Consider the following 26,151-nt stretch of genomic DNA (forward strand, 5'->3'; position numbering starts at 1 on the left):
GCCCCCCGCCCGTCCTCCGTCAGTCGTCGTCCGCGCCCTGCTCCGGGCGGGCGCGCCCGGACCAGTACGGCTCGACGCGCGCCCAGTCCCGCTCCCACTGCCGCAGACTGCCCGCCTCGATCCGGCGCAGCCGTACGGAGACCAGGCCGCCGGCGCTCAGGACGACCGCTGTGAGGGTGCCGGCGGCAGCGGCGATCGCGTCGAGGGTGATCGCGTCCGCAGCGCGCGGCGGCCTGAGGGAGACGTCTCCCGCGTCGTCCACCCATATGGCGACGGACTGCCCGGCCGGCGTACGGGGTGGGACGGGGACCGGCCCGGTGTGCACGCGGGAGCCCGGATACCGCCAGGTGGCCTGCGCCGAGGTCGCGGGCGCGCCCGCGGTCCGCGCTGCCTCCGGCCCCACCGGCTCGGCCACGGTGGTGGCCGTGACCCGGTGCAGGAGACGGGCCCGGGCCTCGGCGGCGCGCTCGCCGGCAGCGTGCACGGCCAGGCCGGTGCCGATCGCGCAGGCGACCGCGAGCACGCAGGCCAACGCGAAGACGGCGTGCCAGCGGGCGCGGGCACGGTCGGCCCCCCGCCGCAGCGGGTTCGCCCCCGTACCGGCACCCCGGCCGGGCGTCCGGCAGGACATCGTGCACCTCCGGGGTAAGCCCCTCTCCCCCACTCTCCTCCGCTGCCGCTCCCCGGGCCACGCAGCGGCGAAGGGGCGGGGTCGCGGCGACGGAGAAGGGCACGCGCCGCGGCCGGCCCGGGCACCCCCGGCCGCGACCGCAGGGCCTCCCCTCGGGAGGACATCGTCCGCTGCCCGGCAGTGAAGGGGAAGGGGGCGGCGGTCTCAGCCTGCGTCGGCCGGGCCGCTGTCCTGGTCTCCCCGCCAGGTGCTGTAGGCGGCGACGGCGGTGGGGAGGGTGGCGAACATGCGGTCCTCGCCGATGGACGCCGTGAGGCCGTAGGCGTCGAGGGGGGCGCGGAGGTCCTGCTTGACGCGGGCGAGGGCGAAGACGACGCCCCGGCCGGTGAGTTCGGCGCGCAGGGCCTCGACGGCGTCGAGGGCGGTGATGTCGACCTCGACATTGGCCTCGGTGTTCAGGACGAACCAGCGGACGGATCCGTCCTGGGCGTCCACGGCGGCCAGGGCGCGGCGGCGGAAGTCCTCCGCGTTGGCGAAGAAGAGCGGGGAGTCGTAGCGGTAGACGAGCAGGCCGGGGATGGTGCGGGCGGTCGGGTAGTCGTCGATGTCGTGCATGCCGGCCAGGCCGGGGACGATGCCCTGGACGGCGTCGTGCGGGCGGGCGACCCGGGTGAGGAGTTCGGCGACGGACAGGGCCACGGCGACGAGGACTCCGTACAGGATGCCGAGGACGAGGACGCCGAGGGTGCAGCCGACGGCCAGGAGGAGTTCGCGGCGGCGGAAGGCGGCGAGCCGGCGGAACTCGTCGGCCTCGACCAGGCGCAGGGCGGCGTAGACGACGATGGCGCCGAGGGCGGCGGACGGGGTGTGGGCGAGCAGGGGGCCGAGGAAGAGCAGGACGGCGACGACGCAGGCGGCGACGGCGAGGGAGTACACCTGGGTGCGGGCGCCGGCGGAGTCCGCGAGGGCGGTGCGGCTGGCGCTGCTGCTGACGGGGAAGCCCTGGAGGACACCGGCGCCGAGGTTGGCCGCGCCGAGGGCGAGCAGCTCGCGGTCCGCGTCCAGGAGCTGCGGCTCGTCGCGGGAGGCGAAGGCGCGCGCGGTCAGAACGACGTCCGAGTAGCCGACCAGGAGCACTCCGAGGGCCGGAAGGACCAGGTCGGGATAGTCGGACGGGCGGGGCAGGGCGAAGCCCGGCAGCCCGGTGGGGACGGCGCCGATGACGTCGATGCCGTACCGGTCGTCGAGTCCGAAACCGGCCACCACGGCCGTGGAGAGGGCGAGGACGACGAGCGGCCCGGGCACGGCGCGCCCCAGCAGGGGCAGGCCGAACAGCAGGGCCAGGCATCCTGCGGCGAGGACGGCCGTGGCCCGGTGCACGTCGCCGAGGCCGCGGAGGAACGAGAGCAACTGCGGGAAGAACCCGGACCCGCTGCCGCCGACCCCGGTGAGCTCGGGCAGCTGGTCCACGATCATGATGCAGGCGACTCCGGCCATGTAGCCGACGAGCACGGGGTGGGAGAGCAGGTCCGCGAGGAAGCCGAGCCGGACGGCCCACGCGACCGTGCAGAGCAGGCCGACCACGACCGCGAGGGCTGCCGCGAGCACCGCGTACCGCGCGGGGTCACCGCCCGCGAGCGGGGCGACGGCCACGGCGGTCATGAGGGCGGTGGTCGACTCCGGCCCGACGGACAGCAGCCGGGACGACCCGGCCAGGGTGTAGAGCACCATGGCCGGAAGTACCGCCCACAGGCCGGTGACCGGCGGCAGCCCGGCCACCCCGGCGTAGGCCATGACCTGGGGAACGAGGTAGGCGGCGACCGTGATCCCCGCCAGGAGGTCGCCGCGCAGCCATGCCTTCCGGTAACCGCGGAAGACGGGCGCAGGCACAGCGATCGGTCGCCGCTCCGGCATGGCACCTCCGGGACTTCCTGCGGGCGTGTGCCGCACCATCGTGCCGTGCGGGCGGGCACGGGCGTGTGAAGCGCGCGAGCGCGGCCCGGCCGCTGCCCGCTACCGGCAGCTCACGGGGGTGCGGGCCCCGGGGCGTGGCCGCGCAGTACGGCGAGCCGCCGCGCGTACTCCTCGTCGTCGATCTCACCCTTGGCGTACCGCTCCGCGAGGAGCGTCTCGGCCCCCTCGGCGGAGGCGGCGCGCGGAGCGGGCGCCGCGTGCGCGGCCGCACCCTGCGCGGCCGCACCGTCCCGCTTGAAGCTGCGGGCCACGAGAACGGCGGCTGCGATGATCAGGGCCCAGAAGACGAGTGCCGTGAGGGACATGGCCAACCAGCCCCAGGGACCCATGTGACCGTTCCAGTACATGCCATACCTACCGGGTCGACGGGTTGGGCGGCGGAAACCCGGCCGCCTGCTGCCAGGATCCCCGGCCGGGCGGCACCGGACATGAGCCGGTCGGGCCACAGCGGGGGCCACAGGGCCCATGGCCGCCCTTCCTGAGACAATTCCGGTGGAAGCGCACGGCGCTGACCCGACCAGGACCGAACCAGGGGCGACACAAACAGAACCAGGGGCGCTCATGTCCGACGATCCGGCCACCTCCGCCGGGGCACCGATCAAGGTCTTCCTCCTCGACGACCACGAGGTCGTCCGGCGCGGACTGCGCGACCTCCTCGACTCCGAGCCGGACATCACCGTCATCGGTGAGGCGGGCACGGCAGAGCAGGCACTGACCCGCGGCCCGGCGCTGCGCCCGGACGTCGCCGTGCTCGACGTACGGCTGCCCGACGGCAACGGCATCGGCGTCTGCCGGGAGCTGCGGTCGCGCATGCCGGGGCTCGCCTGCCTGATGCTGACGTCGTTCGACGACGAGGACGCCCTGCTGGACGCGATCATGGCAGGTGCCGCGGGTTACGTACTGAAGCAGGTCAAGGGCTCCGACCTGGTGGCCGCCGTGCGGACGGTCGCCACCGGCCAGTCCATGCTGGATCCGGCCACCACCGCCCGCCTGATGCACTCCCTGCGCGAGCCGGAGCCGGCCGGGGTACCGCAGGACCCGCGCCTGGCGGGGCTGTCGGAGCGGGAGCGGGCCGTCCTGGAACTCATCGGCGACGGCCTCACCAACCGGCAGATCGCCAAGCGGCTGTACCTGTCCGAGAAGACGGTCAAGAACCACATCTCCCGGCTCCTGGGCAAGCTCGGAGTCGAGCGCCGGGTCCAGGCGGCCGTGATCGCCGCACAGGTCCACGACCACGACCGCGGTCACGACCACGACCGCGAGCACGACCACGAGCACGAGCACGGCCGCGGCGGCTGACCGTCCGGACGGCTCGTGCCGAACAGCGGCGCCGAGGCCGGTGGAGGAGGGCCGCCCGGGCCCCGGACGGGACCGTTCGGCCCTCGCTCCCCTCTCCGCTCCGGCGGATGGTGAGGGGCACGCGCCGGAACCGGATCAGGTGGCGGACGCGACGCCGGTAGCCGACACCCGGCCGACCACAGGGAGGAACTCGCCGTCATGAAGAACCACGTGGCAGTCGGAGTCGACGGTTTCGCGGAGAGCCGGGCGGCGGCACGCTGGGCCGCGCGGGAGGCCGTGCTGCGGGGCGTGCCGTTGCGGCTCGTCCACGCCGTCGACTGGCCCCTGGACCCGGTCCTCCCCGGCCTCGGCCGCCAGGACGTCGACCGCTGGGCCGACCGGGCACTGGCCGAGACGGCACAGGAACTCAGGCAGCGCCATCCGCAGCTCGACGTCACGGCCCGCTGCCCCACCGCCCAGCCGGCGGCCGCCCTGGCCGCCGAGGCCGCCGACGCGGGGCTGCTCGTGCTGGGGTCGCGGGGCCTGGGCGGGCTGGTCGGCTTCGTCGTCGGCTCGGTGGCGATGTCGACCGTGGTCGCGACCGACGCGCCGGTGGTCCTCGTCCGCAACGCCGACACCCACGACGACGCCGCCGGGATCGTCGTGGGCGTGGACGTCCACGAGGCGTGCGACCGGGTACTCGCCTTCGCCTTCGAGGAAGCGGCCCGGCGCGGCTGCCCGCTGCGGGCCGTGCACGGCCGGAAGCTGCCGCCCGCGTATGCGTACGCCCCTTCCGCCCGCGCGGACATCGAGCGGGAGATCAGCCGGAGCGTCACGAACCTGCTGGACGACGTGCTCTCGCCCTGGCGGCAGAGGTTCCCCGAAGTGAGCGTCACCTGCACGGTGTTCACGGGCTCCGCGAGTGAGCGGCTGGTCCGGGCGAGCCGCAGTGCGGCACTGGTCGTGGTGGGACGCCACCGCCGCCGCTCGCCCCTCGGTGCGCGCCTGGGCCCGGTCGCCCACGCGGTCCTGCACCATGCCGCCGCCCCGGTCGCCGTCATCGCCCACGACTGAACGGGGGCTCAGTCGACGGGCACGTCCGGGCGGACGATGGTCACCGGGCACGGGGCGTGGAGTGCCACCTGCTGGCTCACGGAACCGAGCAGGGCCCGGCGGAAGCCGCCGCGGCCGCGGCTGCCCACGACCAGCAGCTCGGCCCCCTCGGCCTCGGCCACCAGGACGTCGGCCGGATGGCCGTGCACCAGGCGCTCGTGGACGAGGGAGGCACCGTCCTCGCCGAGTACGGTGCGGACCTCCTCGACCAGGAGCCGCTCGGCCTCCTCCTCGTCGAACGTGGCGTCCACCGCCGGAGCCGACCACGACGCGCTGCCGGGGACCTCCCACGCCGTGACCGCCACGACGTTCCCGCCGACGAGGCCGGCGTACCGCACCGCCCAGCGCAGCGCGGACTGCGAGGAGGGCGATCCGTCGACGCCCACCACGATCCGCGGAGTCCCGTTGTGCGTGTCCATGCCTTCACCCCTTCCGGCCCTCTCCCTACCAGCGTGTACGAAGCGCGTACGCACCGCCACGCGAGGAGGCCGGGCGGGGGAACCTCAGCCGACAGGCAGGCGGAACCACCGCTCCCGGCCCGCCGCCACCCGCACCCGCCGGCCGCCGGGCAGGACGAGGGGCACCGGGCCGAGGGGCGACGGCGGGACGCGTACGCCCAGCCTGCCCGGCCGGAAGCTGATGCGGACGTCCCGGTGCCCGAGGTACGAGAGGGAGAACGCGGAGCCGGGGATCTCGGAGAGCGGCACCGGGTCGATGTGCAGCCCGTCGGGGCCCGGTTCGAGCCCGGTGATGCCGCGTTCGACGAGGTCGAGGGTGCCGGCCATGGCTCCGAGGTGGATGCCCTCGCCGGTGGTGCCGCCCTGGATGTCGGTGATGTCGCCGATCAGGGCTTCCTGGCAGTACCGCCACGCCTCGGGGCCCTGCTGCCGGGCGAGCACCCAGCCGTGGACGAGGCTGCTGAGCGTCGAGCCGTGGCAGGTCCGCTGCAGGTAGTACGCCACCGTCCGCGCCCACAGCTCGTCGTCGAGGGCGTAGCCCAGTCGCGTGAAGAGCCGGGCGAGTTCCGCGGGCCGGAAGAGGTAGCCGAGCATGAGGGTGTCGGCCTGTTTGGACGCCTGGTAGCGGTTGGGGGTGTCGCCTTCGGCCTCCAGGATGCGGTCCAGGCGGCGGATGTCGCCGTAGCGGGCGCGGTACGTGTCCCAGTCGAGCTCGGCGAGGTCGCCGTAGCCGTGGAACTGGCTGATCACATCGCGGTGGAAGGGCACGTACATGCGGCGCGAGAGCTCCTCCCAGCCTGCGAGGTCGTCCGCGTCGAGGCGGAGCTGTGCGAGGAGCTCGGCGCGTCGGGCGGCGGGGAGTTCCCCGTACAGGTCGAGGGCGCGGGCGAGCACCCAGGCCGCGGTGACGTTGGTGTACGCGTTGTCGTCGATGCCGGGAGCGGCGGCGTCGGGGTAGGCGTCGTGGTACTCGTCGGGGCCGACGACGCCGCGGATCCGGTAGCGGCCGGGGCCGGGGTCCCAGGTGGCGGCTCCGGCCCAGAAGTGGGCGATGTGCAGCAGGAGTTCCGCGCCGGGTCCGTGCATGAAGCCGGTGTCGCCGGTGGCGAGGCCGTACTGCCACGCGTTCCAGGCGATGGCCGAGCCCACGTGGTGCTGGAGGTGGGAGTGGTCGGGCAGCCAGCGGCCGGAGCGGGGGTTGAGGTGGAGCCGCTGTGTCTCCTCGGCGCCGGAACTGCCGCTCTGCCAGGGGAACATCGCCCCCGTGGCGCCCGCCCGGCGCGCCGACTCCCGGGCGGCGGGGAGCCGTCGGTGGCGGTACGTCAGGAGGGCGCGGGCGGTCTCGGGGAAGTGCAGGGCGAGGTAGGGCAGGACGAACAGCTCGTCCCAGAAGACGTGGCCGCGGTACGCCTCCCCGTGCAACCCCCGGGCGGGGACGCCGGCGTCGAGCCCGGCGGTGTGGGGCGAGAGGGTCTGCAGTACGTGGAAGGCGTGCAGGCGCAGGATCCGGCCGGTCTCGCCCTCCACTCTCAGCTCTCCCTCGCTCCAGATCCGCTGCCAGGAGGCCCGGTGGGACGCCAGCAGCGACGGGAAGTCCGGGGCGTGCTCGGCGTGCTCGATGCTGCTTCGTACGGGATCGGCGAGGGGGCGGTCGAGCGAGGTGAACAGGGCGGCGGTCTTGACGACGACGACCGGCCGGCCGCGCCGGATCGGCACGACGGACGTCTGGGTTGCGGCGGTGGCGGTGGCCTTGCAGGCGCGGTGCGCGGCGGCCAAGGGTCGCACGGAGGTCCGTACGGCGAGCCCGATCCGGATGGCCGAGGCGGAGGTGCGGCAGGACAGCCAGGCGGTGCCTTCCGCCTCCACCCCCGCCCGGTGCGCGACGAGATGCCGTCCGGCCAGGGCGCGGTAGCGGTCCACGCCCGCGTTGGTGACGTCCCCGTCGAGCACGGCGGCGACCTCGATCCGGCCGCTCCAGCCGTACGCGCGGAAGACGGTGCGCTGCGCGGCCAGGTACGGGTCGCCCATGTGGACGAGGCGGGTGTGGGTGACGCCGAGGCGGCGGCCTTCGGCGTCGTGGAAGAGCATGTGGCGGGTGAGCGTTCCCGTGCGCAGGTCGAGCGAGACGCGGTGGTGGCGCAGGCTCGGATGGTCCGGGGTGAGCCAGTCGCCGGGCTGTACGGCGTCGGGCGGTGCGGCTCCGGGTGGTGCGGCGTCCGGCGGTGCGTCGTCGGGCAGGCAGCGGTAGCGCAGGGCGGTCCAGTCCGGCAGCCGGACCAGGTCCTCGTTGGAGACCGTGCGTCCGGCGACGGTGGAGGTGAGGCGGTTGTAGCAGCCTGCGAGGTAGGTGGCCGGGTAGTGGACGGCGTCGGCGGTGCTCTCGGGGGCCGATCCGCGGGTGGCGAAGCGGCCGTTGCCGAGGGTGTACAGGGACTCGGCCAGCCGCTCCGTCTTGGGGTCGTAGGCCCGGTGCTCCCAGCTCCAGGCGGTGGTCACGGCCGGTCGCCTCCGAGGGCGGCGAGCGCGGCGGGCAGCCCGCCGAGGCCGGGCAGGACGAGGTGGGCGCCGTGCGCGCGCAGGGCGTCCGCGGTCTGCGGGTCACCGTCGCGGTCGATTCCCACGACGAGGCGGAAGCGGCCCCGCCGTCCCGCGTCGACGCCGACGAGCGCGTCCTCCACCAGGGCGGTGTGCCCGGGGCCGGCGCCGAGCCTGTCGGCCGCCTCCAGAAAGAGGGCGGGGGCCGGTTTGCCGGGGAGGGCCAGCGCGTCCGCGTCCGTCCCGTCCACCAAGGCGCCGAAGAAGCCGGTGAGGTCTGCGGATGCGAGGAGGGAGCGGGCGTGCCGCGAGGCCGAGGCGGCCGCGCATCCGACCTTCATCTCCCGGAGGCGAAGCAGCGCCGGCCGGACGTCGTCAAAGACCTCCACGCCTTCGGCCCGCACCATCGCGGAGAAGATCTGCTCCTTGCGGGCGGCGACCGCGTGCGCGCTGCCGCACCCCGGCGGGTCCTGTGCGGTTCCGTCGGGGAGGTCGATGCCGCGGGCCGTGAGGAAGGCCCGTACGCCGTCGAGCCGGGACCGGCCGTCCACCAGCTCCCGGTAGTCGCGGACGGCGTCGAACGGGCGCGGCCGTTCACCGGTGTCCGGGTGCTGCCATGCGGCGAGGCACCCGTCGAAGGTCTCTTTCCAGGCGGCAGCGTGGCGGGCCGCCGTGGCCAGGAGCACCCCGTCGGTGTCGAAGACGACCGCGCGGACGGCGCCCATCAGCCGTGCACCACGCGGCGGCCGGTGAGCCGGACGGGGGTGAGCTTCATCCAGTGGGTGCGCTCGCCGCCGGCCCACGGGTGGGACCGGCCTTCGGCGTTCAGGTGCCGCAGTTCGCCGGCGTCGGTGACGGCCGCGAGTTCGCCGACGGCGAGGACGCTCCAGCCTTCGGAGGTCACGTCGTCGATGCGGTCGATCTCGAAGGCGGCCTCGGTTCCCGCCGCTCTGGCGGCAACGGCGTGCGCATGCGTACGGAAGGCGATGCCGGTCCCCGTGACCAGGTAGTTGACGGGCAGGACTGCCGGGCCGTCGGGGGTGAAGACGGCGATGCGGCCCACGCCGTGCGTGCCCAGCAGCCGCCGGCACTCGGCCTCCTCCAGCGCTGCGAGCGAGGTGTCGCGCCGGCCGGTGGACCGGCCGGGGACCCGGTCGGCGCTCGCGCCGGTCAGGTCGTCGACCGTGACGCCGAGGGCGTCGGCGACGCGGACGAGGGTGCCGATGGACGGCGAGGCCGCGTGCTCCTCCAGGTAGGCGATGTAGTTCGCGTCCGCTCCGCACTGCCGGCCCAGCTCCTCACGGCTCAGGCCGAGGGACTCGCGGCGGGCCGCCAGGCGGCGGCCGAGGTCGGTGCGTCCGCCCGTACCGCCGGACGGCCGATGTGGGGTTCGCGGGCTGCTCTGCACGGTGATCACTGCTCCTCGGGCGGCACGGGCACGGCGACCGTGTCGTGCTGCGGTCCGCCGAGCACGACCTTCAGGGCGCCGGTGGCGGCGGCGCGGGAGAAGACGTCGTACGCCTCTTCCATCTGGTCCATCTCGAAACGGTGGGTGACCAACGCCGCCCCGGGCAGCCGGCCCGCGGCCGTCATGCGCAGCAGCATGGGGGTCGAGTAGGTGTCGACGAGACCGGTGGTGAGGGTGACGTCCTTGATCCACAGGTCTTCGAGGTGGAGCGTCGCGGGCTTGCCGTGGACGCCGATGTTGGCGACCCGGCCGCCGGGACGGACCATGCGGGTGCACAGCTCGAACGCCTCCGGTACGCCGACGGCCTCGATGACGACATCCGCCCCGAGCCCCTCGGTCAGGTCCTCCACCAGCCGGTCGGGCTCCTCCCCCGCGCTCACGGTGGCGTCGGCGCCGAGCGCGCGGGCGGCTGCCAGCCGGGAGGCGGCGAGGTCGACGGCGATGGTCCGGAACGGGCTGTACAGCCCTGCGGTCGCGATGGCCGCCAAACCGATGGGTCCGGCGCCGACCACGACCACCGTGTCGCCGGGGCGCACGTTTCCGTTGAGGACGCCCACCTCGTACGAGGTCGGGAAGATGTCCGCGAGCAGGACCGCCTCGTGGCTCGCCAGGGTGTGGGGCAGCGGGTGGACGGAGAGGTCGGCGAAGGGAACGCGCACGTACTCGGCCTGGGTGCCGTCGATGGTGTGGCCCAGGACCCAGCCGCCGCCCCCGCGGCACTGCCCGTAGCGGGCTTCTCGGCAGAAGCGGCAGCGGCCGCAGGCGGAGATGCAGGAGATCAGGACGCGGTCGCCGGGACGGACGGTGCGGACGTCGCCGCCGGTCTCGACGACGGTGCCGACGGCTTCGTGCCCCAGGATCCGGCCGGGGGTCACGTCGGGTACGTCGCCCTTGATGATGTGCAGGTCGGTGCCGCAGATGGTGACGGCGTCGACCCGTACGATCGCGTCGGCGGCCTCCTTGATCGAAGGGTCCGGGACGTCCTGCCAGGAGGTCTGTCCGGGCCCGTGGAAGACGAGAGCCTTCATGGCGGGTCCTTCTCTCTGTGTTGCGATGCCTGGATGCCGTGCCTGTGTCCTGTGTCCTGTGTGCGGGGCGGTGCGGTGCGGTGCGGGGTGCCGTGCCCGGTCCCTGCGGAAGTGGTCACTGCCAGGCTGTGCCCGCACCCCTCCGCCCCGCTTGGGCCGGTCGGCCCCGGGCGGGGACCGGTCGGGCCCCTGCCGGCGGGCCCGCCGGTGCGACCCGCCGGCCCCGCGCCTCCGCTTCCGCTTCCGCCGCGCCGACCCGACCGCCCGAAGCCCGGATCCCCGTCGTCTGCGGCTCTTCCAGGGTGTCGCGGACCTGCGCCGCCGCAACCGGGCCGAGCTGCCCTGCGAGGCCGCCGGCACCCACGCCGTCCAGGGCGCCCGTCGGCGGCGTCCACTGCACACCGGGAAGCCCCCGCCGCCGCGCCCTGACCCCGTAGTGCCCGGGACGCCGGCGCCCTGTGATACTGCTCCGATGATCAACCTGCCTGCTGCCGCGCTGGATTCGTTGTCCGGGCTCGCCTTCGGCGATGCCTTCGGTGACCGCTGGTTCGGCATCCTGCGCCGCGAAGGCCCGGCAGCCCTGGAGGCACGGACCCTGCCCCCGGAGCCGCTCTGGCGGTGGAGCGACGACACCGCCCAGGCGCTCGTTCTCGTCCGCGAACTCGCCGAGGGCGCCGGCACCGTCGACCAGGACCGCCTCGCCCTGCGCCTCGCCGAGGCCTACGCCGACGACACGCACCGCGGCTACGGAGCCTCGATGCACGACGTGCTCCGCCGGATCGGCTCGGGCGAGCCCTGGCGGGAGGTGGTGGCCGGGCAGTTCGGCGGCCAGGGCTCCTGGGGCAACGGCGCGGCCATGCGCGTCGCCCCGCTCGGCGCCTGGCACGCCGCCGACCTCGACGCCGTCACCGAGCAGGCCGCCGCGCAGAGCGCGGTCTCCCACCACCACCCGGAGGCGGTCGCCGCGGCGGTGGCGGTAGCGCTCGCCGCGGCGCTGGCGACGCGCAGCCGGGGCGGGCCCGCACCGTCACGTCCGGACTTCCTCCAGGCGGTCGCCGAACGACTCCCCGACAGCGACGTCCGGTCGGGAGTGCGGATCGCGGCCCGGATGCCGGCACGCACCTCGGTCCGGCACGCCGCGGAGGTCCTGGGCTCCGGCTACCGGATGTCCGGGCCCGACACCGTCCCCTACGCCCTCTGGTGCGCGGCGGGACACCTCGACGACCTGCACGAGGGCCTGTGGTTCACCGTCGCCGGGCGCGGCGACATCGACACCACCTGCGCTGTCGCGGGCGGTGTGATCGCCGCTCGTACGGGTGTCGCCGCTCTCCCGCCCGCCTGGCACGCAGCCCGTGAACCGCTGCCCCCGGTCGGGCCGCGGTAAGGGCTCACACCGGAGTCCTCAGCGTCGGACGCGGGGCATGCCCAGGCCGATCCAGGAGATGATCTCGCGCTGGATCTCGTTGTTGCCGCCGCCGAAGGTGAAGATGACCGCGCTGCGGTAGCCGCGTTCCAGTTCGCCGTGCAGGACGGCGCCCGTCGAGCCCTCCTTGAGGGGGCCGACCGCGGCGACCACCTCCAGCAGCCAGGCGTACGCGTCCCGGCGCGCCTCGGAGCCGTACACCTTGACGGCGGAGGCGTCCTGCGGAGTGAGGGTGCCGTCCTGGACCGCGCTCACCATCTGCCAGTTCAGCAGCTTCATCGCGTCGAGCCGGGCGTGGGTGCGGGCGAGGCGGCCGCGGACCCAGGAGAGGTCGATGACCCGGCGCCCGTCCGCGAGCTTGGTCGCGGCCGCCCAGCGCTGGACGTCGTGCAGCGCCCGGATCGCCATGGTGCCGTGGGCGGCGAGGGTGACCCGTTCGTGGTTGAGCTGGTTGGTGATCAGCCGCCAGCCCTTGTTCTCCTGCCCCACGCGGCGGCCGGCCGGGACGCGGACGTTCTCGTAGTAGCCGGCCGTGGTGTCGTGGGAGGCGAGGGTGTTGATCAGCGTGTACGAGTAGCCGGGGTCGTCCGTCGGCACGAGGAGCATGGTGATGCCCTTGTGTGCGGGGGCGTCCGGGTCGGTGCGCACGGCGAGCCACACCCAGTCGGCGGTGTCCCCGTTGGTGGTCCAGATCTTCTGGCCGTTGACGACGTAGGTGCCGGTCTCCTCGTCGCCCTCGCGGACGGCCCGGCACTTGAGGGCGGCGAGGTCGGTTCCGGCGTCCGGCTCGCTGTAGCCGATGGCGAAGTCGATCTCGCCGGAGAGGATCCTGGGCAGGAAGTACGCCTTCTGTTCGTCGGTGCCGAACTGCATGAGCGTGGGACCGACCGTGTTGAGTGCCATCAGCGGCAGCGGGACGACGGCCTGCGCTGCCTCGTCGAAGAAGACGAACTGGTCCATGGCCGACATGCCGCGCCCGCCGTACTCCTCGGGCCAGCCCACCCCGAGCCAGCCGTCCTCCCCGAGCCGGCGGATGGTCTGCCGGTAGAAGCGCTTCCGGGCGGTGGGGTCCGCGTAGCGGGCATGGACGTCCTGCGGGACCAGCTCGGCGAAGTAGGCGCGCAGCTCGCTGCGCAACCGCTGCTGCTCAGGCGTGTATTCGAGGTGCACGGCCCCTCCGGGTGCTCTGCTGTCGGGTGGTGCGGCCCGGCCGGCCGGCCGGCGGGGGCAGAGTAGAACCTGTTTCAAGAATCCGGAAGGGTCCGTGTCCCGGAGGCTGGCCATGGTCGGGTACGGCCACGAGCTGCACCTGGTGACGGAGGGCTGCCTCGATGCCCGGCAGGACCGCGTGGGCACCTCCCCCAACGGGAGCCGCTCCACTCCACCCCTCTCGGAGGCGCACACGTGCACCTCGGCGAAATCCGGGATCCGGCCTCACGGCCCCGGCCCCTGGCCGTCTTCGCACAGACCGTGCCCGCCGCGCCGAACGCCTGACAACCGGGACCGCACTGGCCGACAATGACAGGTCGGTCGGGGTCGGGGCGCGCATCCGGAAGGCTCAGGGCATGGGCATGGGCATGGGCATGGGCATGGGCATGGGCATGGGCATGGGGAACGACATGGGCGGGGACGAGGCGTGGCGGCGCGAGTTCGCCGGGCGGGACCGGATGCCGGAGCCGCGCAGTGCGGACCGGCCGCCCGGACAAGGGTCGCAGGAGAGCCGGACCGGCGCCCGGGCCGAGCAGCAGCCCGAAGGGCTGACCCAGATCCACGAGCCCGGGCCACTGCCCGTCGCCCCGGACCTGCCCGACCGGGAGGCCTGCTGGGAACGGCTGCCGGCCGATGTCCGGGGCAAGACCCTGGAGAAGGCCGGCACGGTCCTGCTGTGGTGGGCCCACCTCACCGAGGACGGCGTCCCCTTCGCGGTGGTGCTCGGCGACCGCGGGCTCTGCCGGGTCCAGCCGACACCGTCCGAGGGGCGGGCCTGGGACTTCCGTGGAGAGCGGGTGCGGCTGGAGCCCGGGACCCTGCGGAGCCGGTCCTTCGGCGGGGGCACGGCAGCAGCGGCAGCGGCGGGGAGTCCCGCCGCGCCCGGCCGACCCGGGGCACGGGTGGAACGGCTCGCCCTGGACCCCGCCGAGGCCCAGGACGTCCTCGGCCACTTCCCGCTGGACGTACAGGACTTCCTCCAGCGCCCGTTCCTCACGGGCAACCGGTCCGTCCGGGCCGACTGGTACTACCTCGAGAGCGTCGAGCCGGATCGGACGGCGCTGTTCCTCGTCATGTGCCTCACCGACGCCCGCCACGTCACGGCCGTCGAGGCCCGGCGGAGCCTGTCCCCCGGCGCCACCCCGGACCGGGCCCGCTGGCACGGCATCACCTGCCACCAGGCCCGGCTGGTACCGCGCTGAGCGGGACGGGCGATCGAGCCTCGTCAGCGTGTCAGCGTGCTGATCAGCGCAGCCGCCGTCGCCGCCATCGCCGTACGGGCCGCCGTCAGGTAGGGGCGCGGGTCCGCCGGGGTGAGGTGGGCGCGGATGGCCTCGGTCATGGCCAGGTTCAGCGCCGTACCGATGTTGACCTTGCGGATGCCGCCCGCCACGGCGGCCGCGAGCTCCCTGTCCGGAAGCCCCGAGGAACCGTGCAGCACCAGCGGCACACCCACCGCCTCGGCCAGCCGGGCGAGCAGCCCGTGGTCCAGGGCGGCGGTGCGGCTGGTCATCGCGTGGGTGCTGCCGACCGCCACCGCGAGGGCGTCCACCCCGGAGTCGGCCACGAACCGGCGGGCCTCGTGCGGGTCGGTACGGGCCCCGGGCGCATGCGGATCGAGCGGCGCCTCACCGTCCTTTCCCCCCACCTCCCCCAACTCGGCTTCCACCCACAGCCCGTTGGCGTGCGCCCAGTCGGCGGCCGAGCGGGTCGCCTCCAGGTTCTCGGCGTACGGCAGCTGCGCGGCGTCGTACATCACCGAGCTGAAGCCTGCGTCCACGGCCTGCCGGAGCAGGTCGGGACTCTTGACGTGGTCGAGGTGCAGGCCGACCGGGACCGCGGCTGCCTCCGCGCACGCGGCGGCGGCCCGCGAGATCGGCAGCAGTGCCCCACCGCGGAACTTCACCGCGTTCTCGCTCAGCTGGAGGATGACGGGCACACCCGCCTGCTCCGCGCCGGCGACGACGGCCTCGGCGTGCTCCAGCGTGATGATGTTGAAAGCAGCGACGGCCCTCCCGGCGGAGGCCGCCTCCATGACGAGCCCGCCGGCGGAGGCCAGGCTCATCGGGCCGCCCCCTCGCCCGCGGTGAGGATCACCGAGCGAGTGAGGTTCCTCGGCCGGTCCGGATCCAGCTCCCGGTGGGCCGCGGCGGCCAGGGCCAGCCGGTGGACCCGCACCAGCTCGGCGAGCGGGTCGAGCCGTCCGGCCGCCATCCACTCGCCCCCGGCTTCGCGCACCTGCCCGGCGAGCCCGTCGGGTGCCTCGCCCAGGCACCATGTGACGGTACCCGGGCCGGCGATGCTGATGGGGCCGTGCCGGTATTCCATCGCCGGATAGGACTCGGCCCAGGACAGTGACGCCTCGCGCATCTTGAGCGCCGCTTCGTGTGCCAGGCCCACGGTCCAGCCGCGGCCGAGGAAGGTGAACTGGTGCCGGCTCGGGAGGTGTTCGGGCAGCGGCTCGGCGAGGGCGGTCCGCGCGTCGGCCACCGCGGCGGGGGTGTGCCGGCCGACGTGGGCGCGGAGGAGGGTCAGGGCGGTCGTCGCGAAGCGGGTCTGGACGACGGACTGCTCGTCCGCGAAGTCCAGGACCAGCAGCTCGTCGGCGAGCCCCATCACCGGAGTCGCCGGATCCCCGACCAGAGCGGTCGTCGGCACGCCGGCGCCCCGCAGCCCGGCCAGCAGGTCCAGCACCTCGGTGGTCGTGCCGGACCGGGTCAGGGCGATGACCCGGTCGTAGCGGCGGTGCAGGGGGAACTCCGAGGCGGGGAACGCGTCCGTCTCCCCGTCGCCAGCCTCCTCGCGCAGCACGGCGGCCGCCTGCGCCATGTAGTACGAGGTCCCGCATCCCACGATCGCCGTACGCTCCCGCGGCTGCGGAAGCGCGGCCTTCCAGACGGGGGCCAGTTCGGCTGCCCGCTCCCAGCACTCGGGCTGGGTGCCCAACTCGTACGCGACGTGGCTCTGGCTCATGGCGGCTCCCTGCCCGGCTTGTGCACTCGCTCGCTTCACTGCGGTTTGCTGCAAGGTATCGGGCACTTTCACGCAACTTCAAGCATCTCAGGTGTGATCGCGTGGGCTAGTGTCGGGACAGGTGAGACCTACGGCCGGGGGACGACGAGCGGCTGACCGGCACGGGGAGAGCGGAGGGGCGAAGGCCATGGCGTCCATGACCCGTAAGGAGCGCTGGCAGACACTGCTGGACCTGCTCGTGGAGCGGGGCGAGCTCGAGGTCGAGCCGGCGGCGGAAGCCCTCGGCGTCTCCGCCGCGACGATCCGCCGCGACCTCGACCGGCTGGCCGAACAGCAACTGCTGGTCCGGACCCGTGGAGGGGCGGTCGTACACGGGGTCTCCTACGAACTCCCGCTGCGCTACCGCACCTCCCGCCGGGCCGCCGAGAAACACCGCATCAGCGAGGCGGTGGCAGCCCTGGTCGCGCCGGGCGAGGTCATCGGCCTGACCGGCGGCACGACGACCACGGAGGTGGCCCGGGCCCTCGCGGGCCGCCCGGACCTGGCGTCGGGCTCGCCGGCGCTGACGGTGGTGACCAACGCCCTCAACATCGCGGGAGAGCTCGTCATCAGACCGCAGTTCAAAATCGTCCTGACCGGCGGGGTCGCCCGCTCCCAGTCGTACGAGCTGACCGGCCCGCTGGCCCAGCAGGTACTGGGCCAGCTCACGGTGGACACCGCGATCGTCGGCGTCGACGCCTTCGACCCGGCCGACGGCGCGGCAACCCGGCACGAGGACGAGGCCGCGATGAACCGCCTCCTGTGCGAGCGCGCCCGCCGCGTGGTCGTCGCGGCCGACTCCAGCAAACTCGGGACCCGCGCCTTCGCCCGCATCTGCCCACCGGAATCGGTCCACACCCTGGTCACGGACACGGGCCTCCCGGACGCGGTGGCGGAGGCCTTCGAGGCGGCGGGCGTCGGGGTGATACGGGTGTGAGGGGTTCCGGGGGCCAGGCCCGTATGCCCGCGGCCGAGCCGGCCTCCCGCCGTCCGGTGACGTGCGTCACACCGCACGCCGGCTGCCCGACCTACACTGGTCCGCCACGAGCGGAGCAGCGCAGCTTCGCGCCGCAGCTCGCGGACCCGGCACGGGCAGGGCGAGCACGCTCCCGAGGAAGCCGCCGTGTCCGCCGATCTCGCACCCGTCATAGCCGCCGGCACCCGCTGGCTGCTGACCGCTTTCCCGCCCGCCCCGGGCGCGTACAGCCAGGCCCTGGCCGAAGCCCAGGCCAGGCAGGCCGTCACCCTCGCCGCCGCCCTGCGCTACCCGACCGCGCTCGACGCCCGTCTGCTGCACCTCCTCGGCCCGGGCGGAAGCGCCCGACTGGACTGGCTGACCGGCGCCGAGCACGAGAGCGACGACGCCGGCACCGCCTGGCGAACGTGGGTGGACGAAACCGTGGTCAGCTGGGCCGCCTGCCTCCTCGCAGACCCGGCCCTCGCCGTCGCTGCCCACCGCGTCGCCGACATCGGCCTGGCGGGCGAAGTCACCCGGCTCCTGCGGCCCGGCAGCCGCGAACACCGCGCCGCGCCCTTGCTGCGCCACCCCGACCTGATCGAGCCGGTGGCCGCCCTCCATCGGGTGCTGCTGCAGGATCTGCTGGCGAACGAGGACGTCGCTCTGGGGTAGGACTGATTTTTCGCTCAGCACATTTCCGAGGTTTGGAATCCAGCAGGCGGCGCAGATTGATTTATGCACGATTCATGTATTGAGCGTTGACAAGAGGCATTCCATGGGCATCATCGGTTGGATTCTTCTGGGCCTGCTCGCCGGCATCCTCGCGAAGCTCCTGATGCCGGGTCGGGACCCCGGCGGCATCATCGTCACGATACTCATCGGCGTTGCCGGCGCTCTTCTCGGCGGATGGCTCGGCAAGGTCATTTTCGGAGTCGAATCCATTGACGGATTCTTCGAGCTCTCCACCTGGATCGCCGCCATTGTCGGTTCCCTCATTCTCCTGGCCGTGTACCGTCTGGTTGCCGGCAGGAGACACTCGTGAAGTTCACACCGCGGCGGCGCGGACACAAGCGGGGAAGGCGGCGGGTGCTCGCTCGTTGGACGCCTCGGGCGGTGCTCCGCCGTACCGTTCTGCGCATGTCGGTGTGGGGTGTCCGGCTGATGGTGTGGGGCGTGGGACTGGCGATCCGGCGGGCGCTGCGGTCCGTTGTGCGCGCGGCGTTAGGGATCACAGACGATGCACGCCGGATCCCCGAGTGGCCCGGCTCAGGGCTCGCAGCAATAACGGCGGTGGGGAAGGCATAGGTAGCGCCGCAGAGGGCAGCGGCCAGGTAGAAGCTCGGAGGTGACCACATGGCTGCAGGCAAGAAAGCCAAGAACGTGGGCAAGAATCTCAAGGGGAAGGTGAAGGAGACGACCGGCAAGGCCGTCGGCAACGAAAGCCTTGAGGCCAAGGGAAAGATCGAGCAAACGGCCGCTGACGCCAAACAGACCGGGCGGAAGGCGAAGGACACCCTGACCTGACCGAGCCGCGCGCACGGGGCCGCCGTCCCTTCGTGGACGGCGGCCTCGTCGTACCGGGGCGGCACCGGGGGGTCACCGGCGGCTGCGCTGGCGACGGCGACGGTGTTCGGCCCGGTCCGGGCCCTCGTCTTCGCTGTCGTCGCCTTCGCCCTCTTCCTCCTCCTCGTCCTCCTCCTCGTCGATGTCCTCCTCGCCGCTCTCGTCTTCGGGGTACTCCTCCTCGTACGCCTCGTCCTCGTACTCTTCCGGACCCTCCTGCTCTTCCGGATCCTCTTGCGAGGCCCCTTCCTCTTCCTCTTCTCCCTCTTCCTCTTCTCCCTCTTCCTCTTCTCCCTCTTCCTCTTCTCCCTCTTCCTCTTCGACAGCCTCCTCGTGGGTACGCACCACTTCACCGTCGCGTATCTCGCCCCGCCATCCGTCCGGCTCCTCGTCCGAGAGGGTCACGTAGCGCGCGAAGTGCTTGAGGTCCAGCCGCAAGCGCCGGCCCTGCGCACGCCACAGATTGCCCGTCCTCTCGAACAGGCCGGAGGGGTAGTACTCGACGATCACGAGCACGCGGGTGAGCGAAGGGGCGAGTTCGTGGAAGCTGACGCATCCACGCGTGGTGCCCTTGGGTCCTTCCGAGGTCCACACGATCCGATCGTCGGGGACCTGCTCCTGGACGGTGGCCTGCCAGCTGCGGGTGGACGGGCCTACCTTGACCTTCCAGTCGGACGTGGTGTCGTCGCCCTGTGAGACGCTGCGGACGCCCTTGGAGAACGTGCTGAAGTTCTCGTACCGCGTCCAGTGGTCGTAGGCGTCGCGCAGCGGGACTCCGACGTCGATGACTTCGCAGATGTGCGTGGGCTTGGATCCGCTCTTGCGGCCCTTGCCCCCGCCCGTCAGGCTGCTGCCGATGTCCTTGACCTTGTCCTTGAGGCCGCCGAAGGTGCTGCCCACGGCGGCCTTGAGGGGTGAGTCGCCCTGCAGGAGTCGGCTGCCGATGTCAGCGAGCGAGCCTCCGTTGTCGGCCACGTCGTAGAGGTCGTCGGTGAGGTCCCCCAGCTTGCCGACCGCTTTGTCGGCCAGCTGATTCGCCTGGGCCGCAAGATAACCGCCGACTTCCTCGAGCAGCTGGTCGACGGGGCCCCCGGACGTGCGTGAACGGTTTGGGGTGGCCATGGCGCTACCTCCGCGTCGACGGCTTGCGTGCCGTCGTCTTCTTCGCTGACGTCGCGGCCTTCCTGCCGCCGGTGCTCCGTGTCGCCCGGCGCGTCGTGGCCTTCTTCGCCGGTGCGCTGGCCTTCTTCGCCGCAGCCTTCTTGGCCGGCGGGGCCTTCTTCTTCGCCGCTGCACCGGTCTTCTTCGCCGCCGCCTTCTTCGCCGGGGCCTTCTGGGCCGCCGCGGCCTTCTTGGCCGGTGCGGCCGTCTTCTTCGCCGAGCCGGCCTTCTTCGCGGGCGCGGCCTTCTTGGCGGGCGCGGCCTTCTTGGCGGGCGTGGCCTTCTTCGCAGGCGCGGCCTTCTTCGCCGGCGCTGCCTTCTTGGCGGCCGGCTTCTTGGCGGCCGGCTTCTTGGCGGCCGGCTTCCTCGCTGCCTTGTCCCCCTTCTCCGCCGGTGAGCCGCGGGAAGTGGACGTCTTGGACGGGGCGGCGCCCGTACGAGCGGCGGTGGACCGTGCACTCCTGCGCCGGGGACGCTCCTCCTCCGGCTCCTCCTCCGCTTCCGGCTCCTCCTCGTAGAGCTCTTCCCGCTCCCCCTCCTCCTCGCCCTCGTAGGGCTCCTCCTCGGCCTCGTAGGGCTCTTCCTCGCCCTCTTCTTCTTCCTCGCCCTCTTCTTCTTCCTCGCCCTCGTACGGCTCCTCGTCCTCGTACTCCGGCTCCTCGGACTCTTCGTCAGCGTAGGGCTCTTCGTCGTAGCCGGCGGCCTCGTACGCTTCGTCCTCGTCCTCCTCGGGGGCCTCGTCCGGCCTCTCGCGCCCGCTGCTGAGTTCGAGCGTGCGCTGGTGGAGGGAGTCGGCCAGGCTGGAGAGCTGCCGGTTGGCAGCGGCCGTGAGGGCCTTGCGGCCCGCGTCGAGGGCTTCACCGCGCAGTTGTTCACCGAGCTCGGCCGTCTGTGGCATTTCCCCCAGTTTGCGCAGCCCCAGTGCCATGAGCTGGCCCGGCTGCAGGCTGAACCTACGGCCGGCGAGGTAGGTCGCCAACGACAGGGCCATGCGGCCCTTCTTCGTTCGTCCCAGTACGTAGCCTCCCGCGACGGCGGCTGCCAGGGCGAGCTTGGACGTGTCCTCCATAGCCTGATCCCTTCCCGACTGGTGGATCACCTGGCCGCAAGCCAGGTGGCGGTGGTCCGTCCATCAGGAGGAGGCCCTGACGACGTCCGTACCTACCAGGGGGCTGCTCACCCTGGCGGAGGATATGCACTTACATGTGAAGAAAATCCGGTTTTGGGGGTGTGGCCCGGAGGTGACGGGGGAGGCGTTTTAAGTCCATGGAGATCGGTTCACGAGGGGAGCAGATGACCACGTCGGAACCGGCTCGCCGTCGGCGCCGCCCGTCCCAGGGCGACGACGACGAGCAGCCCAGTACCAGGCCCGCAGGCAAGGCCGGCACCTCCAAGAGGAGCGGCGTGCCCAGTGCGGCGGGCGCTCTGAGGGCTGCCGCGGAGCAGTTGTCGGAGCTGCTCGGCCGGCGCCCCGAGTCGGTCTCGTCCCTGAAGCCCACGGACGACGGCTGGGAGGCGGTGGTCGAGGTGGTCGAACTCGAACGCATCCCGGACACCACCAGCGTCATGGCCAGTTACCGCGTGCAGTTGGACGGGCAGGGCGAGCTGATCTCCTACGAACGGACCCGGAGGTACAGCCGGGGCATGATCGACCGGCTGGGCGGCTGACACCGCACCGGCCCGGAAGGGAAGAGCCATGACGATGGTGCCGCAGGGAGCGAGCGGAGGCCTCAGCCGCAGCGGCGGAGGGACGAGCAGCCTCTACGACGTCCTGGAACTCATTCTCGATCGTGGGCTCGTCATCGACGCCTTCGTACGCGTCTCTCTGGTCGGGATCGAAATCCTCAAGATCGACGCCCGCATCGTGGTCGCAAGCGTCGACACCTACCTCCGCTTCGCCGAGGCCTGCAACCGGCTCGACCTGGAAGCGGGCCGCAAGGCCCCCGCCCAGCTGCCGGAGGTCGTCGGCCAGATGGTCGAGGGCGGCAGCCAGGGAAAGGCGAAAGGTGCGCTCACCGGCGCGCTCGATGCCGTGACGCAGTCCCTGCCCGGCCGGGACAAGGAGGAGGACGAGCCGGAGGAAGAAGAAGAGGAACAAGAGCCTCCTCGGCGCCGGCGACCCGTCCGACGGCCCGTGCGGCGTGAGAGGGAATGACCATGGCCGTCTACGTGTACGCCGTCACCTTGCACGACCATCCCTGCCGGATCGACGGCCTCACCGGCGTCGGCTCCCACAGCCCTGCCGTGCGAACGGTATCCACGGGGGTACTGCGCGCCGTGGTCAGCGACATCGACGAGGAGATCCGCCCCAAGAGGCGGGACGTGGCCGCCCACCAGGCCGTTCAGGACCGCCTCATGGCCGACGGGACGCCGCTGCCGCTGCAATTCGGATACACCGCGCCCGACGACGGGGCCGTGCGCCAGGTGCTCGAAGAGCAGGAGGACGCATACCGGGCCGCCCTGGAACGTGTGCAGGGCTGCGCCGAGTACAACATCAAGGCCTCGCACGAGCAGGAGCACCTGCTCCGCGAGATCCTGGACGCTTCACCCGAGGCGCGGAGGCTCAACGAAGAGATCCTCAGCGGGTCGCCGGACCCGCGCCTTCCCTTGGAACTCGGGCAACTGATCGCCGCCGAGGTCGAGCAGCGGCGTGCGAACGCGGCCGACGGACTGCTCCGGTCCCTGGCGCCGCTGGGGCGCGAGCACACCCTGCACGTCCCTGGCGGCGAGGACTTCCTCAACCTGTCCCTGCTGGTCCCGCGGGACGGCGCAGCAGCCCTGCTCGACGCGCACGCCGAGCTGGTCCGGGCAGATGGTGCGGGGCTTTCGGTCCGCCTGACCGGGCCGCTGCCTCCGTACAGCTTCGTGGCCTAGAACGCGCCGGCCCCCTGAAGAAAGGAGCACCCCGCGATGGGCTTGCTGGAGAAACTGATCACCTCACCCCTGCTCCCGGTCCGGGGCGTGGTCTGGGTCGCTCAGCGCGTGGCGGACGAGGCCGAGGCGGAGTACTACGACCCGGCAACCGTCCGGGCGGAGCTCGCCGAACTGGAGCGTCGGCTCACCGACGGCGAGATCGACGAGGAAACCTTCGAACGCGAGGAAGACCTGCTGATCGAACGACTGATGGAGATCGACAGGTACCACAGGGGCGACCTGTGACGGCGGCAGACGACTGGGAGGCGAACGCCCGTGACGAACCCCCTGGACCGCAGATTCGGCGCCGGCCCACCGATGGCGGGCTACCCGCCCAGCTCCTCGGCCAACCTGGCCGACATCCTCGAGCGCGTGCTGGACAAGGGAATCGTCATCGCCGGAGACATCCGCATCAACCTGCTCGACATCGAGCTGCTCACCATCAAGCTACGGCTCGTGATCGCGTCGGTGGACAAGGCCCGGGAGATGGGCATCGACTGGTGGGAGCACGACGCGTCGCTGTCCTCCCGTCACCAGGACCCCTCCCTCGCCGCCGAGAACCAGCGCCTGCGCGAAGAACTGGCGCAACTGCGGCAGGACCGGCTCACCGCGTCCGAACCGCAGCCCGACCCCCTGGGCCTTGAGCAGGACGAGCGTCGCGCCCGCGGTACGCCGAGGCGGAGGACCGAACCGTGAACGCCCCCGCCGCCCCGACCTTCACCTACGTCTACGCCGTCACGCCCCCCGCGTCCGTCCTGGACCACGTCCTGTCGGCCCTCGTCGGAGTGGCGGGCAGCCCCGTCACCGCCCTGCTGCCTCCCGGTGATGCAGCGGGGCCGGTCGCCTTCGTCATCAGCGAGGTCCCACGGGCCGACTGGGCAGAAGACGCGCTCAGGGACCACTTCGAGGACCTTCGCTGGCTGGAGGACACCGCCCGCGCCCACCACCACGTCATCGAGGCCCTCGCCGCTCACACCACGGTGCTGCCCCTGCGCATGGCCACCCTCTACCAGGACCGCACCCGAGCACTCCAGGCCCTGCAGGCACAGGCGCAGGACTTCGCCACCCAGCTGGCCCGGCTCAGCGCCCACACCGAGTACGGCGTCAAGATCTACGTACGCCCCTCCACCGAGCCCCCCGCCGCTGCGGAAGCCGCATCCACCAGCCCCGGCAAGGCGTACCTGCAGGCCCGCCGTGCCCACCACGATGCCCGCGAGGACCACTACCGGCAGGCGCAGCTCGCCGCCGACCGCCTCGCCGCCATCGCCGGGCAGTGCACGACCCAGCGCGTACGCCACCCCGCGCAGAGCGGCCCGCTCACCGAGTCGACGGCCGGGGAGAACGTCCTCAACGACGCCTTCCTCGTCCCCGACGAGCAGGCCGACGCCTTCCGGGCAGCGCTCCACAGCGCGGCCGAGGACCTTCCCGGAATCCACATCGAGGTCACCGGCCCCTGGGCTCCGTACTCGTTCGCCACCCCGCTGCCCGCTGCTGGACCCCCACCACCGGTCACCCCTGCGCCATGAGTCCCTCCGACCGCAACGACCACACCACCGCCCTTGCCGGTCGGCAGGTCGCACTCGTCGACCTCCTCGACCGGCTGCTGGCCGGCGGCGTCGTGATCACCGGCGACATCATCCTGTCCATCGCGGACATCGACCTCGTCCGGATCTCCCTGCGCGCCCTCATCAGCTCCGTCAGCACTGCCGACGCTCCGCGACCGGGGTCGAACGGTGAGCCCCATGAGCCGTGACCCCGATCGCCTGCCGCATCCCGACGCCCCGGACCTGCGCCCGGTCGGCGACGCGATGGCCGACGCCGTCCGGCTGCTGCCGGCGTCCCCGACGGACGCGCCTCCGTCCGGCCGCTCCCGCGGACGCCGTATCCGTACCGGCCCCGACACGGTCGAGGAGGACTTGGTCAAGCTCGTACTGACCGTGGTCGAACTCCTCCGGCAGCTCATCGAGCGGCAGGCAATACGCCGCGTCGAAGCGGGCGGCCTCAGCGACGCGCAGGAAGAGGAACTCGGGGCCACCCTCCTCGCCCTCCACGACCGCATGACCGAACTGTGCGCCCAGCACGGGTTCAAGCTCGAAGACCTCAACCTCGACCTCGGCCCCCTCGGCCCCCTTCTCCCGCCACCCGGACCCTGATGGCGCCTCCCAGGGCGCACGCCCGGGCCGATTTCCCCGCGTTTCCGGGGTAGGGGCGAACAGAGGAAAGAGGGAAAACAGACATGAGTGCCCGCGAGAAGATCAAAGCCAAGGCGGAGCAAGCGGCCGGAAAGGCCGTGAGGAAGACCGCGCACGCTCTGGGCAACAGAACCACGGAGGCCAAGGGCGCAGCGCTGGAGGCCCGCGGCAAGGCCCGGGAGGTGAAGGAGAAGGGCAAGGACAGCCTCAAGCCCTGAATCGAAACCGCCGGAGGTGTTCAGCAGGTGGCCGGGAAGCCGTCAGAAGAAGCCAGGGCAGGCCACCCCCTTCCGGGGTTGAAGGCCGCGCTGTACGGTGCACCGCATTACGAAGGCACCGTCGTCACGGTGCCACCGGACGAGGGGGACGAGGGTGCGGCGGCGATCGCGTACTCACTCGCCTACCTGGGGCTGAGCGGCCTGGGCTCCCTGCGCGCCCCGAGGGAGCCCGCGCAGCACGACAACCCGTTCCACCAAGTCCTCCACTGGGTCACCCATGTCACGGTGTGGGAGGAAAGGCCGGAAACCTGGCTGCCGGACGGCGAGGAACGGGGCAAGACCTGGGAGATCTACAGTGCCGACACCGGAGATCTGGGCGTCTGGGCCACGAAGGCCAAGTACGTCCGTGTCGGGAAGCAGACAGCAGACGGCATCTCGGACACGGCACTCTTCCTCCCGCCCAGTGGCTCGTTCCCGATCACGATCGTGGAGTTACGCGGCGGACCTCGGGTTGGCGAGCTGCTGCCGTGTGCGGCGATGTGTCGCCCTCCGGCCACGGACGGCCGTCAGTCGCCGAGTCAACGAGGAGCACGTAGCGATCTGATGCGCAGCCGCGCCCCGAGGGGGCTCTGGTCGACATTTCCTGCGGGCAGCAGGGCTTGGCGGCCGACTTTTCGTACCCGCAGGTGCCGGCAGGTGCCCGCAGGTGCCCGCGCCCCACGCCGGCCAGCAGGCATAGTCCGGCCGCATGAAGACGCTGCAAGGCGCAGCGGTGGGCCCTGCCTCTCTGATCTCCCCTCCCCCTGGCCGTCCTTCAGGGGTTTCCCGGCAGCTCTTTGTCGTTCCGGGGCGGGTCGGTCTGTCAAGGGTGGCCGAAGGCCATCGCGCAGCGACGCGACGACGAAGGAGGAGCGCCCTTTACAGGCCGGCCCGCACCGGAAGGACGATGGGCGGCCGGGAAACCCCCGGATGCCCACCGACCCAGGCCGGGCGAAGCGCCCCGCACCGACGCACCAC

General features: G+C 72.7%; 30 protein-coding genes. 17 read left to right on the top strand and 13 right to left on the bottom strand.

The features are described from left to right. Window positions 1–19 precede the first annotated feature (19 nt). The 3 genes from HYE82_RS15235 to HYE82_RS15245 all read right to left on the bottom strand — a co-directional run bounded on the left by HYE82_RS15235 (window position 20) and on the right by HYE82_RS15245 (window position 2,952). Window positions 20–631 carry a hypothetical protein gene (locus tag HYE82_RS15235; protein WP_179174591.1) on the bottom strand — a complete coding sequence of 204 codons (612 nt, stop codon included), beginning with the start codon at window positions 629–631 and terminating at the stop codon, window positions 20–22. A 204-nt stretch (window positions 632–835) separates the two neighbouring features. Beyond that, the gene (locus HYE82_RS15240) at window positions 836–2,545 is read right to left on the bottom strand and encodes a SulP family inorganic anion transporter (RefSeq protein WP_179174592.1); all 1,710 of its coding nucleotides are present in this window, start codon (window positions 2,543–2,545) and stop codon (window positions 836–838) included. A gap of 110 nt (window positions 2,546–2,655) precedes the next feature. Then, entirely contained in the window at window positions 2,656–2,952 is a 297-nt protein-coding gene (locus tag HYE82_RS15245; protein WP_179174593.1) for an SHOCT domain-containing protein, read from the bottom strand. A gap of 214 nt (window positions 2,953–3,166) precedes the next feature. Between HYE82_RS15245 and HYE82_RS15250 the strand changes: the two genes are divergently transcribed. Beyond that, window positions 3,167–3,904: a response regulator transcription factor gene (locus HYE82_RS15250; protein ID WP_179174594.1), complete on the top strand. Its 738-nt coding sequence runs from the start codon at window positions 3,167–3,169 to the stop codon at window positions 3,902–3,904. Between the two features lie 198 nt (window positions 3,905–4,102). Next, complete coding sequence (locus HYE82_RS15255; RefSeq protein WP_179174595.1) at window positions 4,103–4,957, top strand: universal stress protein; 855 nt, start codon at window positions 4,103–4,105, stop codon at window positions 4,955–4,957. Window positions 4,958–4,965: 8 nt separating this feature from the next. Here HYE82_RS15255 and HYE82_RS15260 read toward each other — a convergent pair whose 3' ends face one another. From HYE82_RS15260 to HYE82_RS15280, 5 genes are all read right to left on the bottom strand, one after another. Further along, window positions 4,966–5,415 (bottom strand): universal stress protein, encoded by a 450-nt coding sequence (locus tag HYE82_RS15260; protein ID WP_179174596.1) that lies wholly within the window; start codon window positions 5,413–5,415, stop codon window positions 4,966–4,968. An 84-nt stretch (window positions 5,416–5,499) separates the two neighbouring features. Next, window positions 5,500–7,950 carry a glycoside hydrolase family 65 protein gene (locus HYE82_RS15265; protein ID WP_179174597.1) on the bottom strand — a complete coding sequence of 817 codons (2,451 nt, stop codon included), beginning with the start codon at window positions 7,948–7,950 and terminating at the stop codon, window positions 5,500–5,502. Further along, window positions 7,947–8,714: an HAD family phosphatase gene (locus tag HYE82_RS15270; protein WP_179174598.1), complete on the bottom strand. Its 768-nt coding sequence runs from the start codon at window positions 8,712–8,714 to the stop codon at window positions 7,947–7,949. Before HYE82_RS15270 ends, HYE82_RS15265 begins: the two co-directional genes overlap by 4 nt. Next, window positions 8,714–9,406 carry a pyridoxamine 5'-phosphate oxidase family protein gene (locus HYE82_RS39265; RefSeq protein ID WP_309144328.1) on the bottom strand — a complete coding sequence of 231 codons (693 nt, stop codon included), beginning with the start codon at window positions 9,404–9,406 and terminating at the stop codon, window positions 8,714–8,716. Before HYE82_RS39265 ends, HYE82_RS15270 begins: the two co-directional genes overlap by 1 nt. After that, window positions 9,403–10,485, bottom strand: a complete 1,083-nt coding sequence (locus HYE82_RS15280) for an alcohol dehydrogenase catalytic domain-containing protein (protein WP_179174599.1) — start codon at window positions 10,483–10,485, stop codon at window positions 9,403–9,405. Before HYE82_RS15280 ends, HYE82_RS39265 begins: the two co-directional genes overlap by 4 nt. Before the next feature lie 472 nt (window positions 10,486–10,957). On the opposite strand from HYE82_RS15280, the gene HYE82_RS15285 reads away from it, so the two are divergent. Continuing rightward, complete coding sequence (locus tag HYE82_RS15285; RefSeq protein ID WP_179174600.1) at window positions 10,958–11,869, top strand: ADP-ribosylglycohydrolase family protein; 912 nt, start codon at window positions 10,958–10,960, stop codon at window positions 11,867–11,869. An 18-nt stretch (window positions 11,870–11,887) separates the two neighbouring features. On the opposite strand, the gene HYE82_RS15290 is transcribed toward HYE82_RS15285, so the two are convergent. Next, a complete protein-coding gene (locus HYE82_RS15290; protein ID WP_179174601.1) occupies window positions 11,888–13,078 on the bottom strand; it encodes an acyl-CoA dehydrogenase family protein in 1,191 nt (396 codons plus the stop codon). Between the two features lie 395 nt (window positions 13,079–13,473). Between HYE82_RS15290 and HYE82_RS15295 the strand changes: the two genes are divergently transcribed. Beyond that, window positions 13,474–14,319 carry a hypothetical protein gene (locus HYE82_RS15295; protein WP_179174602.1) on the top strand — a complete coding sequence of 282 codons (846 nt, stop codon included), beginning with the start codon at window positions 13,474–13,476 and terminating at the stop codon, window positions 14,317–14,319. A gap of 23 nt (window positions 14,320–14,342) precedes the next feature. Here the strand turns inward: HYE82_RS15295 and HYE82_RS15300 are convergent, their stop codons facing one another. Both HYE82_RS15300 and HYE82_RS15305 read right to left on the bottom strand, forming a co-directional pair. Beyond that, the gene (locus HYE82_RS15300) at window positions 14,343–15,182 is read right to left on the bottom strand and encodes a class II fructose-bisphosphate aldolase (protein ID WP_179174603.1); all 840 of its coding nucleotides are present in this window, start codon (window positions 15,180–15,182) and stop codon (window positions 14,343–14,345) included. Next, on the bottom strand, window positions 15,179–16,090 hold the full coding sequence (locus HYE82_RS15305) for an SIS domain-containing protein (RefSeq protein ID WP_179174604.1): 912 nt from the start codon (window positions 16,088–16,090) through the stop codon (window positions 15,179–15,181). Before HYE82_RS15305 ends, HYE82_RS15300 begins: the two co-directional genes overlap by 4 nt. A gap of 196 nt (window positions 16,091–16,286) precedes the next feature. Between HYE82_RS15305 and HYE82_RS15310 the strand changes: the two genes are divergently transcribed. The 4 genes from HYE82_RS15310 to HYE82_RS15325 all read left to right on the top strand — a co-directional run bounded on the left by HYE82_RS15310 (window position 16,287) and on the right by HYE82_RS15325 (window position 18,611). Continuing rightward, entirely contained in the window at window positions 16,287–17,066 is a 780-nt protein-coding gene (locus HYE82_RS15310; RefSeq protein ID WP_179174605.1) for a DeoR/GlpR family DNA-binding transcription regulator, read from the top strand. A gap of 186 nt (window positions 17,067–17,252) precedes the next feature. Further along, on the top strand, window positions 17,253–17,759 hold the full coding sequence (locus HYE82_RS15315) for a hypothetical protein (protein ID WP_179174606.1): 507 nt from the start codon (window positions 17,253–17,255) through the stop codon (window positions 17,757–17,759). Between the two features lie 103 nt (window positions 17,760–17,862). After that, window positions 17,863–18,129: a GlsB/YeaQ/YmgE family stress response membrane protein gene (locus HYE82_RS15320; protein WP_179174607.1), complete on the top strand. Its 267-nt coding sequence runs from the start codon at window positions 17,863–17,865 to the stop codon at window positions 18,127–18,129. A 311-nt stretch (window positions 18,130–18,440) separates the two neighbouring features. After that, complete coding sequence (locus HYE82_RS15325) at window positions 18,441–18,611, top strand: CsbD family protein (protein ID WP_179174608.1); 171 nt, start codon at window positions 18,441–18,443, stop codon at window positions 18,609–18,611. A gap of 72 nt (window positions 18,612–18,683) precedes the next feature. Here the strand turns inward: HYE82_RS15325 and HYE82_RS15330 are convergent, their stop codons facing one another. After that, entirely contained in the window at window positions 18,684–19,772 is a 1,089-nt protein-coding gene (locus HYE82_RS15330) for an SRPBCC family protein (protein ID WP_179174609.1), read from the bottom strand. Window positions 19,773–19,776: 4 nt separating this feature from the next. Then, window positions 19,777–20,880: a histone protein gene (locus HYE82_RS15335; RefSeq protein WP_179174610.1), complete on the bottom strand. Its 1,104-nt coding sequence runs from the start codon at window positions 20,878–20,880 to the stop codon at window positions 19,777–19,779. A 224-nt stretch (window positions 20,881–21,104) separates the two neighbouring features. Here HYE82_RS15335 and HYE82_RS15340 point away from each other — a divergent pair, with 224 nt between their 5' ends. From HYE82_RS15340 to HYE82_RS15380, 9 genes are all read left to right on the top strand, one after another. Beyond that, window positions 21,105–21,479 (top strand): gas vesicle protein, encoded by a 375-nt coding sequence (locus HYE82_RS15340; protein WP_179174611.1) that lies wholly within the window; start codon window positions 21,105–21,107, stop codon window positions 21,477–21,479. Window positions 21,480–21,507: 28 nt separating this feature from the next. Further along, window positions 21,508–21,966 (top strand): gas vesicle structural protein GvpA, encoded by a 459-nt coding sequence (locus HYE82_RS15345; protein ID WP_179174612.1) that lies wholly within the window; start codon window positions 21,508–21,510, stop codon window positions 21,964–21,966. A 2-nt stretch (window positions 21,967–21,968) separates the two neighbouring features. Then, on the top strand, window positions 21,969–22,685 hold the full coding sequence (locus HYE82_RS15350) for a GvpL/GvpF family gas vesicle protein (protein WP_179174613.1): 717 nt from the start codon (window positions 21,969–21,971) through the stop codon (window positions 22,683–22,685). Window positions 22,686–22,721: 36 nt separating this feature from the next. Then, window positions 22,722–22,970 (top strand): gas vesicle protein GvpG, encoded by a 249-nt coding sequence (locus HYE82_RS15355; RefSeq protein ID WP_179174614.1) that lies wholly within the window; start codon window positions 22,722–22,724, stop codon window positions 22,968–22,970. A gap of 72 nt (window positions 22,971–23,042) precedes the next feature. Continuing rightward, on the top strand, window positions 23,043–23,420 hold the full coding sequence (locus tag HYE82_RS15360) for a gas vesicle protein (protein WP_179174620.1): 378 nt from the start codon (window positions 23,043–23,045) through the stop codon (window positions 23,418–23,420). Next, window positions 23,417–24,250, top strand: a complete 834-nt coding sequence (locus HYE82_RS15365; RefSeq protein WP_179174615.1) for a GvpL/GvpF family gas vesicle protein — start codon at window positions 23,417–23,419, stop codon at window positions 24,248–24,250. The genes HYE82_RS15360 and HYE82_RS15365 overlap by 4 nt, the downstream gene beginning before the upstream one ends. Next, entirely contained in the window at window positions 24,247–24,477 is a 231-nt protein-coding gene (locus tag HYE82_RS15370; protein WP_179174616.1) for a gas vesicle protein, read from the top strand. Before HYE82_RS15365 ends, HYE82_RS15370 begins: the two co-directional genes overlap by 4 nt. Next, window positions 24,467–24,877: a gas vesicle protein K gene (locus tag HYE82_RS15375; RefSeq protein WP_179174617.1), complete on the top strand. Its 411-nt coding sequence runs from the start codon at window positions 24,467–24,469 to the stop codon at window positions 24,875–24,877. Before HYE82_RS15370 ends, HYE82_RS15375 begins: the two co-directional genes overlap by 11 nt. An 83-nt stretch (window positions 24,878–24,960) precedes the next feature. Beyond that, window positions 24,961–25,134 carry a hypothetical protein gene (locus tag HYE82_RS15380; RefSeq protein WP_179174618.1) on the top strand — a complete coding sequence of 58 codons (174 nt, stop codon included), beginning with the start codon at window positions 24,961–24,963 and terminating at the stop codon, window positions 25,132–25,134. The last annotated feature ends 1,017 nt before the right edge of the window (window positions 25,135–26,151 follow it).

The organism is Streptomyces sp. BR123 (assembly GCF_013401435.1).
Classification (GTDB): Bacteria; Actinomycetota; Actinomycetes; order Streptomycetales; family Streptomycetaceae; genus Streptomyces.